Origin of the sequence: Novosphingobium album (ex Hu et al. 2023), from assembly GCF_022832385.1 — a bacterium.
In the GTDB taxonomy this organism is placed as follows: domain Bacteria; phylum Pseudomonadota; class Alphaproteobacteria; order Sphingomonadales; family Sphingomonadaceae; genus Novosphingobium; species Novosphingobium album.
The window spans coordinates 37,555-56,099 of sequence record NZ_JALHLE010000027.1; the positions used below are offsets into that span (position 1 = coordinate 37,555).

Sequence of the window (18,545 nt, forward strand, 5' to 3'; positions counted from 1 at the left end):
CGGCGAACGTCCAGCAGCGGAACGCAAACCCAAGATGAAGCGCCTGAATACGAAGAACGAGAGCAAAAGAACATCGAGAGGTCGCATGAACTGGCTCACACACAGGACATTTGCCGCACCGTCATGCCATCTGGGAGACCGCATTTCCCTGGGCGGCTGGGCTCTGGGCATCGCCTTCGGCCTGACGCTATGGGCCGTCCTCTTCTCGCTTGTTTGAAGTCTCTCCGATCAACAAATTGGCGACGGGCGACAAAGACCGGCCTGCATCCGCTTCCGCGAACACAGAAAACACCTCCTGCGCCACAAGCAGGATGCGGGATTTCGTTTCGGCGGAACTGCGAGGGCCTGAACTGCGAACGGCAGGCATGAGCTGAGCGCCAGCATGCGGTTGACAGCCAAGGAACCCACAGGGTAGTGAACCACTGTTCACCATCGGTGAGACGTTCGCCTGCGACCCGCGAATAGCGGCAAAGTGATGTGCCTGAGGCAGTATCACCGCCGCCGGAGCGGAACGGAGACCTTCACGGAGCGGATGAGCGCAGGCACAACAACAGCTGATCCGCATCGTGGACACATTCATTGTCCAGATCGCCGTCAGACAGAACAAGAACGGGCAAACAGCCCACGAATGGTGGAGAGGAAATCGTATGGCGGGAGATCTGGAGGGGAAGACCGCGCTCGTAACGGGAGCCAGCCGCGGGCTTGGCGTTCATATGGCATGCCGCCTTGCGCGGGCTGGCGCTCTGGTGGCGGTGAACTACGCTTCCGACGAGGCTGCGGCGAACGAGACCGTGCGCCAGATCGAGGCCGAAGGCGGCAAGGCCTTTACCGTGCAGGCCCGCCTCGGCAGTGAAGCAGCCGCAAATGAGCTGGTCTCCAGGCTCGACCAGGAACTGATTGCCCGGACCGGCAGTTCGGGCCTCGACATCCTCGTCAACAACATCGGCGGCGGCGATTACGGCCCGATCGCCGTCGCTGACGAAGCCATGTACGATCAGATGTTTTCCAACAACGTGCGCGGGCCGTTCTTCCTCACCCGCGCGCTCTATGACCGGCTCAACGACTTCGGGCGGGTGATCAACATTTCTTCGACCGGCGCACGGCTGACTGACCCCAACATCATCGTCTACACCATGGCCAAGGCCGCGGTGGACGCCTTTACCCGCGTTCTCGCGCAGGATCTGGGCAAGCGCGGGATCACCGTCAATTCGGTCGCTCCCGGTTTCACGGCGGGGCCAACGAACGCCTACATCGTCGAAGATCCGGTAGCCTCGAAGCAGGTGACGGATGTCACTGCACTCAACCGTTTCGGCCAGCCCGAGGAAATCGCCGACGTCGTCTATTTTCTCGCCTCGCCGCTGGGGCGCTGGGTAACGGCGCAACACATAGAGGCCAGCGGCGGTTTCAAGCTCTGAATGGCTATGGGAAGCCCGATTGACAGTGGGGGGAGAAGGGTGATGGCGCGGATTGGAATCGCTGTGTTTGCGGCATTCCTGACCCTCGTGGGGGCAACACTGGCCGTGGGCGGCGGCGTGCTCGCCGCCGATGGGGGCAGCCTATACTACTTGCCCGCCGGACTTGCGGTGCTTGTCTCAGCCTTCGGATTGTTCAGGCGAGCGCGCTACGCTGCCGCCGTCTATGGCGCGATGCTGGCGGGAACGCTCGTGTGGAGCGTCTGGGAAGCCGGGTTCGATCCCTGGGCCCTGATGCCGAGACTGGGCGGCCCCGCGCTCGTGGGGCTGCTGTTCCTGTTGCCGGCGGTCCGCCGCGCAACGGGCGCGCCGCGCTGGTGGACCGGCCTCCCGGCAGTTCTCGCGCTTGCATTGCTGGGCGGAACCATCATCCGCTTGCAGACTTCCGAGAGCGGCTTGCCGGGGGCTGCTTCCGTCCCCGCGCTCGCCGGTGTGGATGGAACCTGGCGGCATTGGGGCAAGGACATCGGTGGCCTCAAATATGCCGCCACGGACCAGATCAACACCGGCAATGTCGGCAAGCTCAAGCTGGCCTGGCGGTATGACTCCGATATCCCACCGGGGCCGCTGGTGAGCCTCGAAGCCGCCCCCATCGCCATGGACGGGCGGCTCTACATGTGCCTCGAGAGCGGCACCATGACGGCGCTCGATCAGGACACGGGCAAGGAAATCTGGCGATACCGGTCCTTGCCCAAGGATGCGCCCTTCCTCGGCTGGAAGTGCCGTGGTGCGGCCTATTACGCATCGGCCAAGGCGGGTGAATGTGCAAGGCAGCTGTTCATCACGACCGCAGCCGGACAACTCGCCGCCATCGACGCCGATAATGGGCGCCCCTGCAGCGGCTTCGCCAAAAATGGCATCGCCGATCTGCGCGAAGGCATGGGCAAGGCGCATATCGAAGATGCGCTTCCGACCTCCCCGCCGACAGTGGTGAACGGGGTCGTCGTGGTCGGGCAAAGCATTTCCGACTTCGGCTCGATCGACTCTCCCTCCGGCGTCATCCGGGGGTACGACGCAGAGACCGGCGCCTTGCGCTGGGCCTGGGACGCGGGGCGGCCGGGCCAGACGCTGCTGAATCCCGGCGAGACCTATACGCGTGACACGCCCAATGCCTGGGGTGTGTTCAGCGGGGATGAGAAGCTGGGTCTCGTCTATGTCGGGACCGGCAACAGCCCGCCGGATTACTTCTCCGGCTCCCGCTCCAAAGTCGCGGATGATTTTACCGACAACATCGTCGCCATTGATGTTGCGACCGGGCAATTGCGCTGGCGATTCAAGACAGTGAACCACGACCTTTGGGACTACGACATCGCCGCGCAGTCCGTGGCCGTGGATCTTCCCGGCAAGGTTCCGGCGCTGATCGTGCCGACCAAGCGCGGCCAGATCTTCGTGCTTGACCGGCGGACCGGCAAGCCGATCGATCCCGTTGTGCAGAAGCCCGTCCCGCAAGGCGGCGTGGAAGGCGAATGGACGGCCGCAACGCAACCTTACACCACCGGCTTCCCGTCCGTGAGTGGCCCGCGCCTGCAGGAAAAGGACATGTGGGGCATCACCCCGCTCGACCAGATGGCCTGCCGCATCCAGTTCCGCCGGGCACGCTACGAGGGCGATTTCACGCCGATCACAACGCAACCGACAATCACCTATCCGGCTGTCGGCGGCGGGATCAACTGGGGCAGCGTCTCGGTCGACCCGCAGCGCGGGCTGTTGGTGGTCAACGCGCTGCGTCTTGCCAACCTCAACCAGCTTGAGCGGCGCAAACCGGGTGAAGTGGCCAAGGGCGGCTTCGAGGGCCGCGTCATCACCTTCCCGCAGGAAGGGACGCCCTATGCGTTCAAGTCATTCCCGTTCCTCTCGCCCATCTTCGTGCCGTGCCAGCAGCCGCCCTTCGGCACGATCTCGGTGTTCAACCTCGCCACGCGCAAGCTGGTCTGGGAAAAGCCGCTGGGCACGGCGGCCGGATCGGGACCGCTGGGCCTCGCCAGCCACGTGCCGCTGCTGATGGGCGCGCCGAATTTCGGCGGATCGGTCAGCACGGCCGGAGGTCTGACCTTCATCGCCGCGGCGCAGGACCGAACATTGCGAGCGTTCGATATCGCCAACGGCAAGGAACTGTGGAGCGCCACTCTGCCTTCAGTCGGGGCGGCCAATCCGATCAGCTACGTCTCGCCGAAGACGGGCCGCCAGTATGTCGTGATCGCTGCAGGCGGGCACTTCACCATTCCCGGGCCGCACGCGAGCGCGATCATGGCCTATGCCTTGCCGCAAAAATAAGCCTGGTATCTGAGGGGAGAACCTGAATGGCCCGCATTGTCCGCTTCCATGAATTCGGTGGCCCCGAGGTTCTGCAAATCGACGATGTCCCCGTTGGCGAGCCCGGAGCCGGGGAAGTGCGGGTGCGCGTGGGCGCCTTCGGTCTCAACCGGGTGGAGACACTGTACCGCAGCGGCCAGTTCGGACCGGTCACATTCCCCGCGCGCATCGGGTACGAGATGGCGGGCACTGTCGACGCCGTTGGCACAGGCGTGACGCAATGGCGCGCGGGGGACCGGGTGGCGGCGCTGTTCGGTCAGTCCATGGAGGACTACGGCACGCACGGCGAACAAGTGCTCTATCCCGCGGACCTGCTGGTGCCGGTACCCAGAAGCATCACACTGGAACAGGCGGCGGCAAGCTGGATGCAGTACGGCACGGCCTATGCTCTCGTCGAAGTTGCGCATATTTCGGCAGGCCAGTTCGTGGTCATCAACGCCGCATCCTCGTCGGTGGGACTGGCTGCGATCCAGATTGCCTTGCGCGAAGGCGCTGTGCCCATCGCGATCACGCGTGGCCGGGACAAGGCCAGCGCGCTCGCGGAACTGGGCGCCACCCATGTGATCGTCAGCGACGAGGAGGATGTGCCTGCGCGGATCATGGCGATCACAAACGGTCAGGGTGCGCAGGTTGCCTTCGACGCGGTGGGCGGCGAGCCACTCTCCGCGCTGCTGACGGCGATGGCCCCACAGGGAATTGTGATCATCTATGGCATGCTCGCCGGATATCAGTGCACGCTGGCCCTGCCCCCGCTCATGCTGGCGAACCTGACCTTGCGCGGATTCTCCGCCGACCTGCTGGTTCGTGACGCCGCCAGCCGCCACCGGCTGGCTGACTATGTCGGCTCAGGCCTTGCCGATGGCACGCTGATCCCGGTGATCGACCGATGTTTCAGCCTTGACGACATTGTCGAAGCGCACCGCCACCTCGAAAGCAACCGGCAAATCGGCAAGATCGTGGTCACCGTTTAACGCTGGTCTGGCTCTACCTCGCGCCCGAAAGCCACCCGTGCATGGCGAGTGCGCCAGTTCCTGCGGCGGCGTGACCGCCGCAGCTCACGCGCGAAAACGGCGGTAGCCTCCCTTGTCGGCCAGCACTTCATGCGCGCAGTTGTGGCCGGGTGCGCCGGTCACGCCGCCGCCCGGATGCGTGCCTGCACCGCACATGTAGAGCCCCTTGACCGGCCCGCGATAGGCGCCGTGACCCAGCATCGGACGCGCGGACCAGAGCTGGTCGAGCGTCATGTTGCCATGCATGATGTCGCCGCCGATCAGGCCGAACTTGCGCTCCAGCCCCTTCGGGCTGAGCACCTGACGGCCGAGAATCGAGGCCCGGAAGCCCGGCGCATGCGCCTCCACCGTGTCGATGATCGTATCGGCGGCCTTGTCCTCTTCATCGTCCCAGTCGCGCCCGTCGGGCAGTTCTGGCGCGAACTGCTGGCAGAACAGGCTGGCGACGTGCTGACCTTCGGGCGCGAGACTGTCGTCGATGGTCGAAGGGATCAGCATCTCGACGATCGGCGCCTTCGACCAGCCGTGGACTTTCGCATCGAGGAAAGCGCGGTCCATGTAGTCTAGCGTTGGCGCCAGGATGATGCCCGACTGGTGATGCTCGCCCGGCTCGGGCAGGCAGGTGAAGCGCGGCAGTTCGGACAGCGCCACGTTCATGCGGAAGGTGCCGCTGCCCGCCTTGAAGCTCTTCATCCGGCGCGCGAAATCGGCAGGCATGTCGGCGCTGTCGACCATGCGCCCGTAGAGCAGCTTCGGCCCGACATTGGCGATCACGCGCGGCGCCGCGATTTCCTCGCCGCTTTCGAGGCGGACACCCGCCACCTTGCCGCCATCGACCCGCACCTTGTCGACCGGACTTTCGAGGCTGATCTCGACGCCCAGATCGCGGCACACCCTGGCCATGATCTGCGTGATGTTGCCCATGCCACCGACCGAATGGCCCCAGGCGCCCTTCTTGCCGTTCACTTCGCCGAAGACGTGGTGCAGCAGGACATAGGCGCTGCCCGGCGTGTCCGGGCTGGCATAGTTGCCCACCACTGCGTCGAACCCGAACGCGGCCTTCACCGCTTCGCTTTCGAACCAGCCGTCAAGCAGCGCGCGTGCGGACTTGGTGAACAAGTCCAGCACGTCGCGCTGCGCCTCGATCGGAAGACCTGCCAGTTTGCGACCCTGAAGGGCTCCGGCGATCAAGGTACGAATGCCGTCGCCGACATTCGGGGGGGATTTGAGGGCGAGGTGGCGCAGCACTTCGGCGACGCCTTCCAGCGCGTCGTAATAGGCGGGCAACACTTCGGCATCGTGCGCGGAAAAGCGGCGGAATTCCGCCTGTGTCCGCTCCAGCGCGCCGCCGAGCTTGAGATAGCCGCCGTCTTCCTGTGGCAGGAAGTTGGAGATCGGGCGCTCGATCACGCGGTAGCCGTGATCGGCAAGCCGCATGTCGGCGATAACCTTGGGCTGGAGCAGGCTGACCGTGTAGCTGGCGACCGAATTGCGGAAACCGGGGTGGAATTCCTCGGTCACCGCCGCACCGCCAACGACGTCACGCCGCTCGACGATCCGGACCTTCAACCCCGCGCGGGCAAGATAGAAGGCGCAGACAAGGCCGTTGTGGCCCGCGCCGATGATGATCGCGTCGTACTTCGTAGTCATGCCTGGCTCCAGCCGGGGGCGGGCCGCGTCTCGCGGCGGGCCTCGGGGATGATTTCACGGATGCGCTTGCAGAAATGGCGCAGGCACACTTCCTTGTCGGACAGCGGGCCGACCGTGAAGCTGCGCGAGGACATGCCTTCCTGCACGCGGGTGATCAGCGCGGTATCCTCGGCATTGACCTGCCGGTTGATGCGCCAGTTGAGATAGCGCGCGGCCCGCATCTCACGCCGGTCGTCGTCAAGGACATAGCTGATTTCGCGGATCAGGCTGGTGGTCGGGCTGACCGGCAACCACTGCATGAAGTCGACCTGATCGGGATAGATGTCGAAGGCGACATTGGGCCAGAGCTTGAAATAGACCCAGTGGCGCTGCTTGTCGGCAGGCAGGTGCGGAACCGGCGGCAGCAAATTCTGGTAGAGGCGCTCGGACCAGTTCGCGGACGGCTGATCGACAAGATCGCCCCACATGCGGTCGGCATAGCGCTCCGCCTCGATGCCGTACCCCTTGCCGAACAGGCGCGTCAGGCCGGGATGGGCAACGGGGATGTGGAGGCCGTCCGAATAGTTGTCGCCGATGTTCTTCCAGTTGACCGTGCGCGGGCGCATCGTCACGCGGCCCAGCGCCTTCAGTTCCTCGAAGCGATAAGGCGCTACCATTGCCTCGTAAGGCGCCATCATCTGCCCCACGGACGGGCCGCCGTCATCGACGAGGCGCACGAAGATGAAGCCGCGCCAGATTTCGACATCGACTTTGGCGAGCCCGTGGCTGGCGCGGTCGAAATCGGGATAGCTGGCGCTGTCGGGGACACCGGAAAGGCGGCCGTCCAATTCATAGGTCCATGCATGGTAGGGGCACACGAGCTTCTTCGCGCAACCATGCGATCCATCGACAATGCGCGATCCGCGGTGACGGCAGACATTGGTGAAGGCGCGCACTTCGCCATCAAGGCCGCGCGTCACGATCACGCTTTCGCCGATATAATCCAGCGTGTGCCAGTCGCCCGGTTCGGGAATGTCGCTCACATGGCAGACGACCTGCCAGCTGGGCGCGAAGACGCGCTCCTTCTCGACCTCGAAGAACTCTGGATCGGAATAGATCCAGGCCGGCAGGCTCCAGCCTTCAAGCGGATCGTTTCCGGCAATCTGTGCGACCTGCGTTGCCAATGTTCACTCCTTGTTGTACGATCGTATAACAAGGTAATGAGCGAGCATCAATCCTTCCGTCGCGCCGATCCCGACGAGCGCCGCCAGAGCCTGATCGAGGCGACCGCGCGGTGCCTTGCGATCAACGGCGTAGGCGGCACATCGGTGCGCTCGATCTGCACGCTGGCAGGCGTCTCCCCCGGCCTGCTGCGGCACTACTTTTCCGGCGTGGGCGATGCGATTGCTCAGGCCTACCGCTGGACCAGCAACCGCGTTGAGGCGGCGCTCGCCGATGCCGTGGCGCAGGCGGGCGATGATCCGCGTGACCGGCTGCTTGCCTATCTCAACGCCAGTTTCCGCTCCCCGATCGCCGATCCTGAACTGCTGAGCACCTGGCTGGCATTCTGGAGCATGACGCCCGCCGATCCGTCGATCGGGGCACTCCACAACGAGATCTACGGCGAGTTCCGCAGCGGAATCGAGGATCTCATCCGCGCGTTCCGCCCAGACCTCACTGATACACGCCTGCCCGCCGTCGCGCTGACCGCGCTGATCGACGGACTGTGGCTGGAACTGAGCCTGGGCAAGGCCCCCTTCACGCCGGAAGAAGCTGAAGCGCTCGCCGAAAAGTGGCTGGACTGCCTGATTGGCTAGAGATTGGCCGCCACTGGCTTGCGGTGTTTGAGCCAGAGCCAGATCGGCAGCCCGAGCACCATCAGCACGAAGCTCAGCCCGCTGGCGGCAAGCCCCGCGCCCCACAGCGTCCACAGCGAATAGAGCACACCGATCAGGGCGGGAATGCGGGCTACACCGAGACGTAACGCTGCCAGCGCACAGGCGAGGTAGAGCCACAGGGCGGCCGAGGTCGACAACAGCAGCAGGTACTCGAAAAGTGCCTGCATCGCACGGCTGGTATTCATCGCCGCGAAGAGACTGGCGATCACCGTCGAGATCAACAGTGCCCGGCGTGCAGTGCCTCGTCCATCCACCGCCGCAAACCACTCGGGAAGCATCCGCCGGGCCGCCATGTCACGCACCATCTCCGCTTCCAGCAAGGTCCAGCCGTTCACGGCGCCGACGCAGCTGATGACGGCAAAGATGGCAATGAGCCCGGCAATCTCCGGCGACCAGAATCGTGTCACGAACGTCGCGAACGGGGCTGGCGACTGGGCCACGACATCAGGCGGCAGCAGCAGTCCGATCGCGGAACAGACCAGCAGATAGAGCACGCCGGCAAGCCCCGTCCCCCAAAGGGTCGCGCGGGCTATGTTCACTTCCGGCCGCTCGACTTTCGCCGCCGCGACGCTCGCCGATTCAAATCCCAGCAAGGCCCACAAGGTCAGACTGGCTGCGCCGTTGACCGCGTGAAACGTGACCTGTCCGGGAACGAAAGCCGGAGGTGCAGCATGCCCACCCCAAAGCACGATCACCGCCAGCACGGCCACGACCAGCAGCGGCAGGATTTTCAGCGCGAGGGTCACCACCTGAAAGCCGCCCGCTGTCCGCACCCCGCGCATGTTGACGAGCGCCAGCAGCCACAGCAGCACGATCGCCGCGAAGGCCGGGTAGTTGCCGAGCGCCGGAACCATGCTCGAAAGATAGCTGATCGCGGCAACGGCAATGGTGACCACCGCCGTCCAGATCGAGACCAGATAGATCCAGCTGATGAAGAACCCGGCGGAATGCCCGAAGGCGGCGGACACGAAACCCGCAGGCCCTCCGGCTTTCGGCAAGGCGCTGGTCAGGCGCGTCAGGACATAGGCCAGCACCATGGCGCCGGCCGTCGTCGCAATCCAGCCGATCACCGCGGTCCAGCCATAGGGCGCCAGACTGGCCGGAAGCAGGAACACCCCCGAACCGATCATGTTACCCATGACCAGCGCCGTTGCCGCAACGAGGCCGAGGCGTCCCCCCGTGGCCACCCCGGCCCCTGCGCACTCCGCTGTTTTCAACGGCTCAATGTCCGCCAGCGAGCTCAGAAGTCGGCACCAACCTTCAGACCGATCACTCTCGGCTTGATAACGTAATCGTAGAATACGCCGCCAGTCGCGCTGACACCGTCAGGATCGCCGCACGTCGTTTCAAGGCATTGCACCGCGCTGTCGATCACGCCGTTGCTGTCGAACAGGTTGGTGGCAAAGAGTTCGACCCGGTACCGGTCATTCTTCACGCCGATGCTGACATCGGCCGTGGTGTAGGCGCCAAATTCGCCCTTGAGCGCATTCTCGTAAAGGCGAAGGTCACTGCGCCGTTTGCCGATGTAATTGACCGCGAACTGGATGTGCCCGTCCCACGAGGCGACGGGGAATTCGTAGCGGGCAATGGCGTTGCCTTTGAACTTCGCCGTAGTCGGCAAGCGCGAGCCCTTCGGTGCGAGCAAGGCGTTATCGGCGCCATCGGCACCGGGCAGCGTGCAGTCGAAGCTGGAATTGGCGATAAGGCAGAAATCCTTGCGGATCGTTGCATCGTTGTAACTGCCGCCGGCGCTCAGCGTGAGGCCGTTCTTGTGGTAGCCGAGATCGAACTCGATACCGCGAATGCGCGCGACACCGGCGTTACGGATTTCGGTCAGGCCGTTTTCGCCGAGGAACGAAAGCTGGATGTTGTTCCAGTCCTCCTGATAGACCGCACCATTGAAGCGAACCGGACCCCACTGCGTCTTCCAGCCCAACTCATAGTTGTCGAGCTTGTCCGGCCCGTAAGGCGCCAGCGTCCCGCGCCGGTTGATGCCGCCCGGACGGAAGCCGCGCGACCACGTCGCATAGACCATCACATCGGGCGTGATCTTGTAGGTCAGGTTGATCTTGGGGATGACGCCGGTATCCGATGTCACCTTGTCCAGGTTCGTGCACGGCGTCCCGCTGACGATCGCGTCGTCAAAGCAGGCAGCCACGCCGGTCCGGCTGGAATAGCCGTCGCTGTACCCAAAGAAGCCGACCAGCGAGTTCTTGTACTTGTAGGCGCGCAGTCCCCCGGTCACTGTCAGCTGGTCGGTCAGATCGAAGCTGGCTTCGCCGAAGAGTGCATAGTCACGGTCGATGCGCTTCTGCTTGGTCAGCCAGATGTCGCTGGCCGTGCCCGGCACGATGATGGAATCGGCGATGTTATCGACGATGTAGTTCTGCTCGATCAGGTGCGACTGGCGCTGGTAGAACATACCTGCGATCACGCGCAGGCGGCTGTCCTGCGGTGAACTGATGCGCATTTCACCGAACTGCCGGTGATAAACATCCTTGCCCTGGATGTACTGGTTGGGGCTGACCAGATCGCCATTGTTGTCGTAGAAATAGGCGCCCGAACCGTAAAGGGCGTCATAGAAATACGAATAGTCCGAATAGTCCGCGTCGGTATAGTCCTTGCGGTTGAGGATGCCGCCGGTGGCCACGAGGTCCCAGTTGCCCAGCTTGCCCTCGACCGTCAGAGCAGCCTGATACCACTCGTCCTTGCTCCACTCCGGGTTGTATTGAACGGTCTGAAGCTTCCCGGTGACCGCGGTCGAACGCTCCTGCGCGAAGCTGCCCTTGGTCTTCTGGATCTGGCCCATAAGGGTCGGCTTCAGCGTCCAGTTGTCGTCAAGCTCGATACCCAGCGCCATGCGGCCGCCGTAAGTATCGACATCGTTGTAGTTCTTCTTGACGTAGTCCGCGTTGTCCTGGGTGATACCCGAACTCGGATAAGTGCGGCTGCCGTAGATATTGTCGATATAGCCGCCGTCATGCCGGTACCACGCCACCACGCGCAAGGCGGCACGGTCCGAAAGCCGGAAGTTCATGAAACCTTCGGCGACGCCGCCCATGGCGCCATGGGCCACCGAGTTCAGCTCCAGATCCGCACCACCGTATGTATCGGTGTAGTCAGGTGCGTTGGTGACGATCTTGACCGTGCCCGCCATCGAACTCGCGCCGTAGAGCGTGCCCTGCGGCCCGGCCAGCGCCTCGACGCGCGCCAGATCGTAGGCGTGAATATCGAGCGCGCCCTGGATCGTGGTGATCGGCATTTCATCGAGATAGGTGCCCACAGTCGGGAGCGGGCCCGAGTGGTTGGCATTCTCGCCCGAGGCGACGCCACGGAAATAGATCTGGCTGAAGCCCGGCTGGGTGGTCTGGATGGTGACCGAAGGCAGGAACTTCACCGTATCCTGCATGTCCTTGACCTGCAGCGATTCAAGCTTCTCGTTGCCAAGAGCGGTGATCGCGATCGGCACGCTCTGCATGTTCTCGGTACGCTTTTGCGCGGTGACGTAGATCACGTCGCCTTCATCGGCATCGGCCGAAGCGCCCTGGGCGAGCGCGGGCTGGGCTGCAGCAAGAGCGGTGGACCCCAGCAGCGCGACAACTGCACTGCGACAACAAACCAGACGCGACGACGCCATCAGAAACCCCCTGTACATTGCTTGATCGGGAAGGCGCCATAAATTCGCTGTAATGACAATAGCTTTGGCAGACCGCCAGTGCCGAGCCACACGGCCTATGACATTTCTGCCACATTGATGGGACGTGCCGTCAGCGCTCCGCGTATGCTTCAGGCAAATCCCCCAGCGCGTCCTTGAGCGGACCGAGCCAGGCTTCGTAGGCCCGCCACTGCCCCACGCCATCGCGGTTGATCGGACGCCGCACCTGTTCGCTCGAAGCCGTGCGGACCGCGCGCGTATTGGTGTGGAACTGCAGGCAAGCCTCTTCGAACGGCAAGCCCAGATAGGCCAGAAGGCTGCGCACTTCGCCTTCGGGATCATCGAGAAGACGTTCGTGGACGACCCGGTGAACGCGCCCCGGCATGACCCGCTCATAGTGCGCCATCGCCCTTACATAGTCGGCGTAATAGCGCCCGATGTGGGACAGATCGTAGGAGAAGCCCTGCCCCTTGGCGAAGTGCTGCTTGAAATTGGAAAAGCAGCAATCAAGCGGATGACGCCGTGCATCGATGATATTCGCATTCGGCAGGATCAGCGCGATGAAGCCGAGGTAGGCCCAGTTGTTGGGCAGCTTGTCGATGTAGAATGGCTTGTCCGTCTTGCGCTGAATGCGCGTGCGGTCGAGGAATTCGGCGCCGAGCTCCGCCAGCCTGCCCGGCTCCATGCCCGCCAGCGCGTCTATCCAGTCCTGCCGCTTGCCGCCGGCCTCGCGCGCCTCGCGCATGGCCATCTGCGGGATGTCCGGCAATTCCATGGTCCCTTCGACCTGCGAATGGCTGGACAGAATCTGTTCGATCAACGTCGAGCCCGCGCGCGGCAGCCCAAGGACAAAAATGGGATCGGGCGAGGGATCCCCCTGCCCCATGTGCTCGGAGACGAACGCCGGTGTCAGCGTCTCGATAACGTGATCGACCTGCGCAGCGATGGCATCGGGATCGTGCTTGATTTCCATGCTGCGCAGCTGATTGCCCTCGGCGTAGTGCACGAAGGACCTGGCGGGCTCTACCCTGTCCTCGAAGGCCTTGCCCAACGCGAAGTGCAGATGAAGCCGGTTTTCATCCGAGAGACCCTCAGCGCTTTCCAACGCGGCTTCCATAGCCTCAACGTCCGCATCACCGAACTGCACCGTCTTGAGGTTCGCCAGACTCCACCAGACTTCCCCCAGCCCCGGTTCGATCTCCAGCGCCCGCCGGTAAGCGGCGATGGCCTCGGCCTGATCGCCCACGGTCTTGAGGATGTGACCATAACTCATCCACAGCTTGGCGTGGTCAGGGAAAGTCCTGGTCAGTTCGGCGTAGATGCGCATCGCCTCGTCATAGCCGCCGATACGTCCCAGCGCGGCCGCCTTGAGGTTGAGCTTGCCGGCATCGACCTCCCCCGCCGCCAGAACCGCATCGAGTTCCCCCACTGCCTCAGCAAAGCGATGCTGCTTGTAGAGCACAGTCGCCAGATTGGCGCGGGCCGCGGCGAAGGCAGGCGCCAGTTCGAGGGCCCGGCGCAGCAGCGTTTCGGAATCCCGGTAACGGCCGATCCGCGCAGCCAGTTCCGCCATCAGCCGAATCGCCGCGACATCGAACGGATCCTGCTTCAACCGCTGGCGCAGCAAGGGTTCCGCCGTGGGCAGATCGTTTTCGAGCATGGCCCGGGCAATGGCGATCATCATCGGATCGTGGACCGACGCCCGGATAGCGGCCATCTCCGACAGCTCGGCTTCCCCGTCGCGGCCCATCGCCCGCAAGGCCCGGCCCAGCAACCGATGCTTGGCCGCGTTGGCCGGATCGCGCGCAACCGCCTCGCGCAAGTCCGGCAGTGTCGCTGCAGCGCTCACTTCAACACGTCTCCGCCCTTCATCACGTGCGCCACGCTCTCCAGCACGCGCACGTTCTGCAGGGGATCGCCTTCGACGGCGATCATGTCGGCAAATTTTCCGGTGGCGATGGAGCCCAGTTCCTTGTCATGGCCGATCAGCGTGGCGGCATCGATCGTCGCCGCGCGGATCGCCTGAAGCGGCGTCATGCCGTAGCGCACCATGTAAGCGAACTGACGCCCGTTCAGCCCGTGCGGATAGACGCCCGAGTCCGTGCCATAGGCCAGCCTGACGCCCATCTTCACTGCCTTGGCAAAACCCTCGCGCTGGGTCTCGGTGGTCTCGCGGTTCTTGCGCAGGTATTCTTCCGGCCAGCCTTCCTTTGTGCCGACATCGTTGATGTAGTCGCCGTTGTAGATATCCATGACCAGCCAGACGCCGGCGTTCCTGGCCATGCGCAGCGCCTCGTCGTCAATCAGGCTGGCGTGCTCGATGCTGCGCACACCCGCGCGGATGGCCGCCTTGATCCCCTCGGCACCATGGGCGTGCGCCGTCGCATAGCTGCCATGCGCCTTCGCCACCTCTATGGCGGCATGCATCTCGTCCCCGGTCAGTTCCGGCTGGCCCGGCTCGGTGCCGATCGCCAACACCGCGCCCGTGGCGATCAGCTTGAGGAAATCCACCCCGTGATCGAACAGGTATTCGGCCCTGTCGTGAGCCTCCTGCGCGTTCTTCACGACGCCCAGCCGCATGTCGGGCGGGAGCTGATCATTGGGAACCACGCCGTTGAGTTCGCCTCCACCGCCGGGAATGGTGATGTAGGCGCCTGCCACGAACATGCGTGGCCCCGGCACATGACCAGCGGCAATCGCATCGCGTAGCGCAACATCAGTCAACCCGCGATACGTGCCGACATCGCGCACGGTCGTGAAACCGGCATCGAGCGTGAGGCGGGCATTGTGCGCCCCGATCAGCGCAGTAGCGGCAGGCGAAGTGTTGAGCGGCGCGGCCAGGTCCGCGCTCTGGCCGGTATCGGCCAGATGCGTGTGCAGATCCATCAGGCCGGGCAGCACCCAATAGGCCGACCAGTCGAGCCGCTTGGCACCCGCCGGCGTCTCACCGCAGGGCTCGATCTTCGCGACGCGCTCATCCTCGACGAGGATGCACTGCCCGGTTTTTTCCTGCCCGCTTGCTACATCCAGCAGGTGCCCGGCTTCCACATAAAGCGGCCGTGCCGACGCCGGTGCGGCAGCCAGCGCCAAAGCCAGCGCGACGACAGGTGCCGAATGCCTCATTTCGCGGAAAGGTCCTTGTAGAGGCTGAGGTAGTAGGTGATGCCCGGGCGGATGTTGAGCAGCGGCTCGCGCTCGTTGAGGCCGTGGGCAAAGTCCTCCGATTCCTTGATCATCGTCGCGCTCGCACCATAGCTGGGCACGCCAAGCGCGCGATACCACATCGAATCCGAAGCACCCGATGACTGCATCGGAATGATCGGAACCGGTCCCCAGGCCGCCTTCACCGCCTTGGTCACGGCCGCGACGAATTCCGGATCCATCGGCGAGGCGGGAGCCATGACAGAGTCATCACCCGTGACATCGGAGAACTTCGCAGCCGGTTCGGCGGCCACCTTCTCCAGTTCCGCCATGATCTCCTCGCGCGAGTGGCCCGGGAAGACGCGGCAATTGATGTTCGCCGAGACGCCCTGCGGGAGCGCATTCTGGGCGTGACCGCCCGAGATCATGGTCGGCACACAAGTCGTCGCGATCCGGCCGACCATGGCTGGATTGGCACGCAGCACCTCGAGCGCACCGGGATCAGCGGGATTGGCCACAAAGGCCTTCATCGCGGCGGCCAGTTCGGCATCCGGTTCCAGCCTTGCCGCCTCGGTCCAGTATGCACGGGTAATGTCATTGAGTTCCGGCTTGAAGTTGTAGTGCCCGATCCGCTCCAGCACCTGCGACATCTGGACAATGGCATTGTCGAGGCGAGGCATCGAGCTGTGGCCGCCGGGATTGGTGATTTCGATCTTGTAATCGATGTACGTCTTCTCGCCGCCCTGCCAGCTCCAGTAGAGCGGCTTGCCGGTCTCTTCCGACAGCGTGCCCGAGGCGCCATCGACATTGAGCACGATCTTCGCATCCTTGAGCCGCTCGGCGATCAGCTTCGAGGTGTCCATCGTGGTCTCCTCGTCGCCCGAATAGGCGATCACGAGGCTGCGCCTGGGCTGGAAGCCCTGACGGCGCAGTTCCATCATCGCTTCCATCGCCAGGACTGCGTCGAACTTGGTATCGCTGGCGCCGCGGCCATAGAGATAGCCGTTCTCCACCACCGGTGTGAATGGATCGCGCTCCCAATCCTCGGGCCTGGCCTCGACCACGTCCATGTGCGCGGAAACCACGACCGGCTTCAGAGACGGATCACTGCCCGGCCAGCTGGCGATGAGGTAGGCGGTATCCTTGTACGGGACGATCTCGATGTCGTTGGCGGCCCAGCCGCCCTTGATCAGCGCGTCGCGGAACAGTTCTGCCACTTCAGGGGTCTTGTTGCCCTCCCCCTGCACCGAGCGCAGGGCGATAGCCTGCCTGGAAAGCTCCAGAACCTGCTTTTCTGCCTCTGGATATGCCTTCGCGGCCAGGCATGGCGAGGACAGGAGAAGAGCCGGTGTCAACACGAGCACGGGAAGCGATCCGAAGCGCATTTACGTTTTCCTTGAATGGCCGGGCAGCGGCCGGACGGCCTGCCGGTCAGGAAAGCTTACCGCGCAATCAGGCGATCGCAAGGGAGCCAACGCGAACAAACCGCACATGGTCGGTGAGAACGCGGCAACTCCGGCTGACAGCCACCACGAGGCCTAACCCGCCCCGGGCGGGAGCCAACCGGCGGGCTGTTACGGACTGCTTGCCAGAAGCATACGCCAGCGGAGAGGAGGCCTTGTCTGGGATTGACGCCAGACGGCAAACTTGCCGTGCCGTTCAGGAGTTTATGGCCCACGCCGCGGAAGTCTGGCTACACCGTTCGAGCCAGCATAGCCGCCACCGGACGGACATGGGATCAAAGCCAGCGGCGCATTGCCGGAGATTTGCCGGACCCGGCGTTCTGCTGGACCCTGTATGCAGCACCGGCAACGACCCCCATGAACATGTAAACAACCGAGACATTGTCTTCCTGGGCCAGAACGATCTTGGCCACCAGCCAGACGGCGATGCCGGTCGCTGCCGGGATGGCAAGGCTCGTTTCGCCCTTGCTGGCCTGCCCGACCCGGACCCCCTTGAACGCAAACATGCCGTACATTGCCGCCATCACGATGAAGCCCAGAAGACCATAATTGAGGGCTGCGGCCAGGATGTAACTGTCAATCGACAACTCTCCGGCAGGATTGCGGTAGCCCAGAACACCCGCGCCTTCACCGGGCCCATAGCCAACCACGGGCCGCTTGATGATCAGCGGAATCGCCGCCTTCATCTGTTCCACGCGGCCTGCAGTACTGGCCGCATGCTCACCGCCGCCGAGTGTCATGATCCTCAGGCGCGGAACCGTAAGAACTGCGGCTGCGGACAGCACCAGCGCCAGCGGCATAACGAACAGCAGGACCGAGGCAATGATGTTAGTGCGTTCCTGCTGCCATTTCCTGATCGTCCACGCAGCAAAATAGACGCCATGCGCCGTCAATGCCCCGACAATCCCCACACGCGCCTGGGTAAGAAGAATTCCGTAGAACACAAGTATGTTACACAGCACAGCAATAGCACGCCAGTACAACTTCTTTCCTTCGAACATGGCATGAAGGAAGAAAGGCATCGTCATGGCCATGAATTCGGCATAGGACAGCGATGTCGAGAACGGCCCCGCGACCCGGTATTCACCCGCGCGAAACATCGGGGAAAGAAGATTCTGCATGGCAGGATCGCTAACCTTAAGGAACCACGGGATGTGGTTTGCCCAAAGCAGGCCCTGATTGCGAAGCTCGAAATACCCCAAGACTGCGAGAAAAACGGCCAGGCAGCGAATAATGTTCGCGAACCGGTCCATATTGCCGGGCTTCGACATCACATAGGCGACGATGAAAAACACCGCTGTCCAGCCGAGCTGGTTCTTCACGAAAGTGGGAATCGAGCCCTTCACGTCGACTGAAAAAACCACGGCCAGGGCTTGGAAAACCACGAATATCCAAATGAGCTTTACCTCTCGGGAGGATGTCCTGGAAATATCCAGAAGATCCTGACGAAAGCGCTGCGAGATGGAATAGCTGACCAGAAAACCCAGAATTGAAAGCGCAATAAACAAGCGCCGGATCTCGATCAGGGGAAGCCCCGGCAACTGGATGGCGAGATAGTAGGGCCAGACCACGACGGCCACGAAATAGGCGAAGAACGTGACGCCCATGAAACGGGTCGGGGGGCGGCTGTTCTCGGGAAGGACCCAGATGATGACCAGTGTCAGGGCGACAAGTGGGAGCAGCGGCACCACAATCAGGTTTGACGGCAGCCCGCCGACCGCCAGCCCGATGCCCGCAGCGACCATCACTACGGCGAAGTGCATCGCCAGACGGACGAGCGCCCCCGGTTCGGGCGCATGATAGCCGGACAGCGTGAAAGGGCGGCGTTTCTTCCCGGCAGACGGTCTGAGTTGGAATTGAACCGTTCGCTGCATGGCCATCTTACCGGGAACCTCTTTTGCGCCGATCGCAGGCGCAAGACGCGTGGAGTCACTTGCGTGACGCTTGCTTTTCACGATGTAACC

The 18,545-nt window shown here is 63.4% G+C and carries 13 protein-coding genes; 5 read left to right on the plus strand and 8 right to left on the minus strand.

Annotated features, from left to right (window positions below):
- Positions 1-85 precede the first annotated feature (85 nt).
- The 4 genes from MTR64_RS21390 (at position 86) to MTR64_RS15775 (ending at position 4,756) form a co-directional block, all read left to right on the plus strand.
- Positions 86-217 carry a hypothetical protein gene (locus MTR64_RS21390; protein ID WP_268740950.1) on the plus strand — a complete coding sequence of 44 codons (132 nt, stop codon included), beginning with the start codon at positions 86-88 and terminating at the stop codon, positions 215-217.
- Between the two features lie 430 nt (positions 218-647).
- Positions 648-1,415 carry an SDR family oxidoreductase gene (locus MTR64_RS15765; RefSeq protein WP_243995362.1) on the plus strand — a complete coding sequence of 256 codons (768 nt, stop codon included), beginning with the start codon at positions 648-650 and terminating at the stop codon, positions 1,413-1,415.
- Positions 1,416-1,457: 42 nt separating this feature from the next.
- Positions 1,458-3,746, plus strand: coding sequence for a PQQ-binding-like beta-propeller repeat protein (locus MTR64_RS15770; RefSeq protein ID WP_243995363.1), 2,289 nt, complete (start codon positions 1,458-1,460; stop codon positions 3,744-3,746).
- A gap of 26 nt (positions 3,747-3,772) precedes the next feature.
- Positions 3,773-4,756 carry a zinc-dependent alcohol dehydrogenase family protein gene (locus tag MTR64_RS15775; RefSeq protein ID WP_243995365.1) on the plus strand — a complete coding sequence of 328 codons (984 nt, stop codon included), beginning with the start codon at positions 3,773-3,775 and terminating at the stop codon, positions 4,754-4,756.
- A gap of 84 nt (positions 4,757-4,840) precedes the next feature.
- Here MTR64_RS15775 and MTR64_RS15780 read toward each other — a convergent pair whose 3' ends face one another.
- A complete protein-coding gene (locus MTR64_RS15780) occupies positions 4,841-6,445 on the minus strand; it encodes a phytoene desaturase family protein (protein WP_243995367.1) in 1,605 nt (534 codons plus the stop codon).
- Positions 6,442-7,608, minus strand: a complete 1,167-nt coding sequence (locus MTR64_RS15785) for an aromatic ring-hydroxylating oxygenase subunit alpha (RefSeq protein WP_243995369.1) — start codon at positions 7,606-7,608, stop codon at positions 6,442-6,444. Before MTR64_RS15785 ends, MTR64_RS15780 begins: the two co-directional genes overlap by 4 nt.
- A gap of 36 nt (positions 7,609-7,644) precedes the next feature.
- Between MTR64_RS15785 and MTR64_RS15790 the strand changes: the two genes are divergently transcribed.
- Positions 7,645-8,241, plus strand: a complete 597-nt coding sequence (locus tag MTR64_RS15790) for a TetR family transcriptional regulator C-terminal domain-containing protein (RefSeq protein WP_243995372.1) — start codon at positions 7,645-7,647, stop codon at positions 8,239-8,241.
- Here the strand turns inward: MTR64_RS15790 and MTR64_RS15795 are convergent.
- The 6 genes from MTR64_RS15795 to MTR64_RS21505 all read right to left on the minus strand — a co-directional run bounded on the left by MTR64_RS15795 (position 8,238) and on the right by MTR64_RS21505 (position 18,536).
- Positions 8,238-9,509 carry an amino acid permease gene (locus tag MTR64_RS15795; RefSeq protein ID WP_243995373.1) on the minus strand — a complete coding sequence of 424 codons (1,272 nt, stop codon included), beginning with the start codon at positions 9,507-9,509 and terminating at the stop codon, positions 8,238-8,240. The two genes, MTR64_RS15790 and MTR64_RS15795, sit on opposite strands and share 4 nt — an antisense overlap.
- A gap of 53 nt (positions 9,510-9,562) precedes the next feature.
- Positions 9,563-11,959 carry a TonB-dependent receptor gene (locus MTR64_RS15800; protein WP_243995375.1) on the minus strand — a complete coding sequence of 799 codons (2,397 nt, stop codon included), beginning with the start codon at positions 11,957-11,959 and terminating at the stop codon, positions 9,563-9,565.
- 130 nt (positions 11,960-12,089) lie between these two features.
- Positions 12,090-13,694 carry a tetratricopeptide repeat-containing sulfotransferase family protein gene (locus tag MTR64_RS15805; protein ID WP_419144956.1) on the minus strand — a complete coding sequence of 535 codons (1,605 nt, stop codon included), beginning with the start codon at positions 13,692-13,694 and terminating at the stop codon, positions 12,090-12,092.
- Positions 13,695-13,822: 128 nt separating this feature from the next.
- Complete coding sequence (locus tag MTR64_RS15810; protein WP_243995377.1) at positions 13,823-15,100, minus strand: metal-dependent hydrolase family protein; 1,278 nt, start codon at positions 15,098-15,100, stop codon at positions 13,823-13,825.
- On the minus strand, positions 15,097-16,503 hold the full coding sequence (locus MTR64_RS15815; protein ID WP_243995379.1) for a M20/M25/M40 family metallo-hydrolase: 1,407 nt from the start codon (positions 16,501-16,503) through the stop codon (positions 15,097-15,099). Before MTR64_RS15815 ends, MTR64_RS15810 begins: the two co-directional genes overlap by 4 nt.
- A gap of 353 nt (positions 16,504-16,856) precedes the next feature.
- Positions 16,857-18,536, minus strand: coding sequence for an O-antigen ligase family protein (locus MTR64_RS21505; protein WP_243995381.1), 1,680 nt, complete (start codon positions 18,534-18,536; stop codon positions 16,857-16,859).
- Between the last annotated feature and the right edge of the window lie 9 nt (positions 18,537-18,545).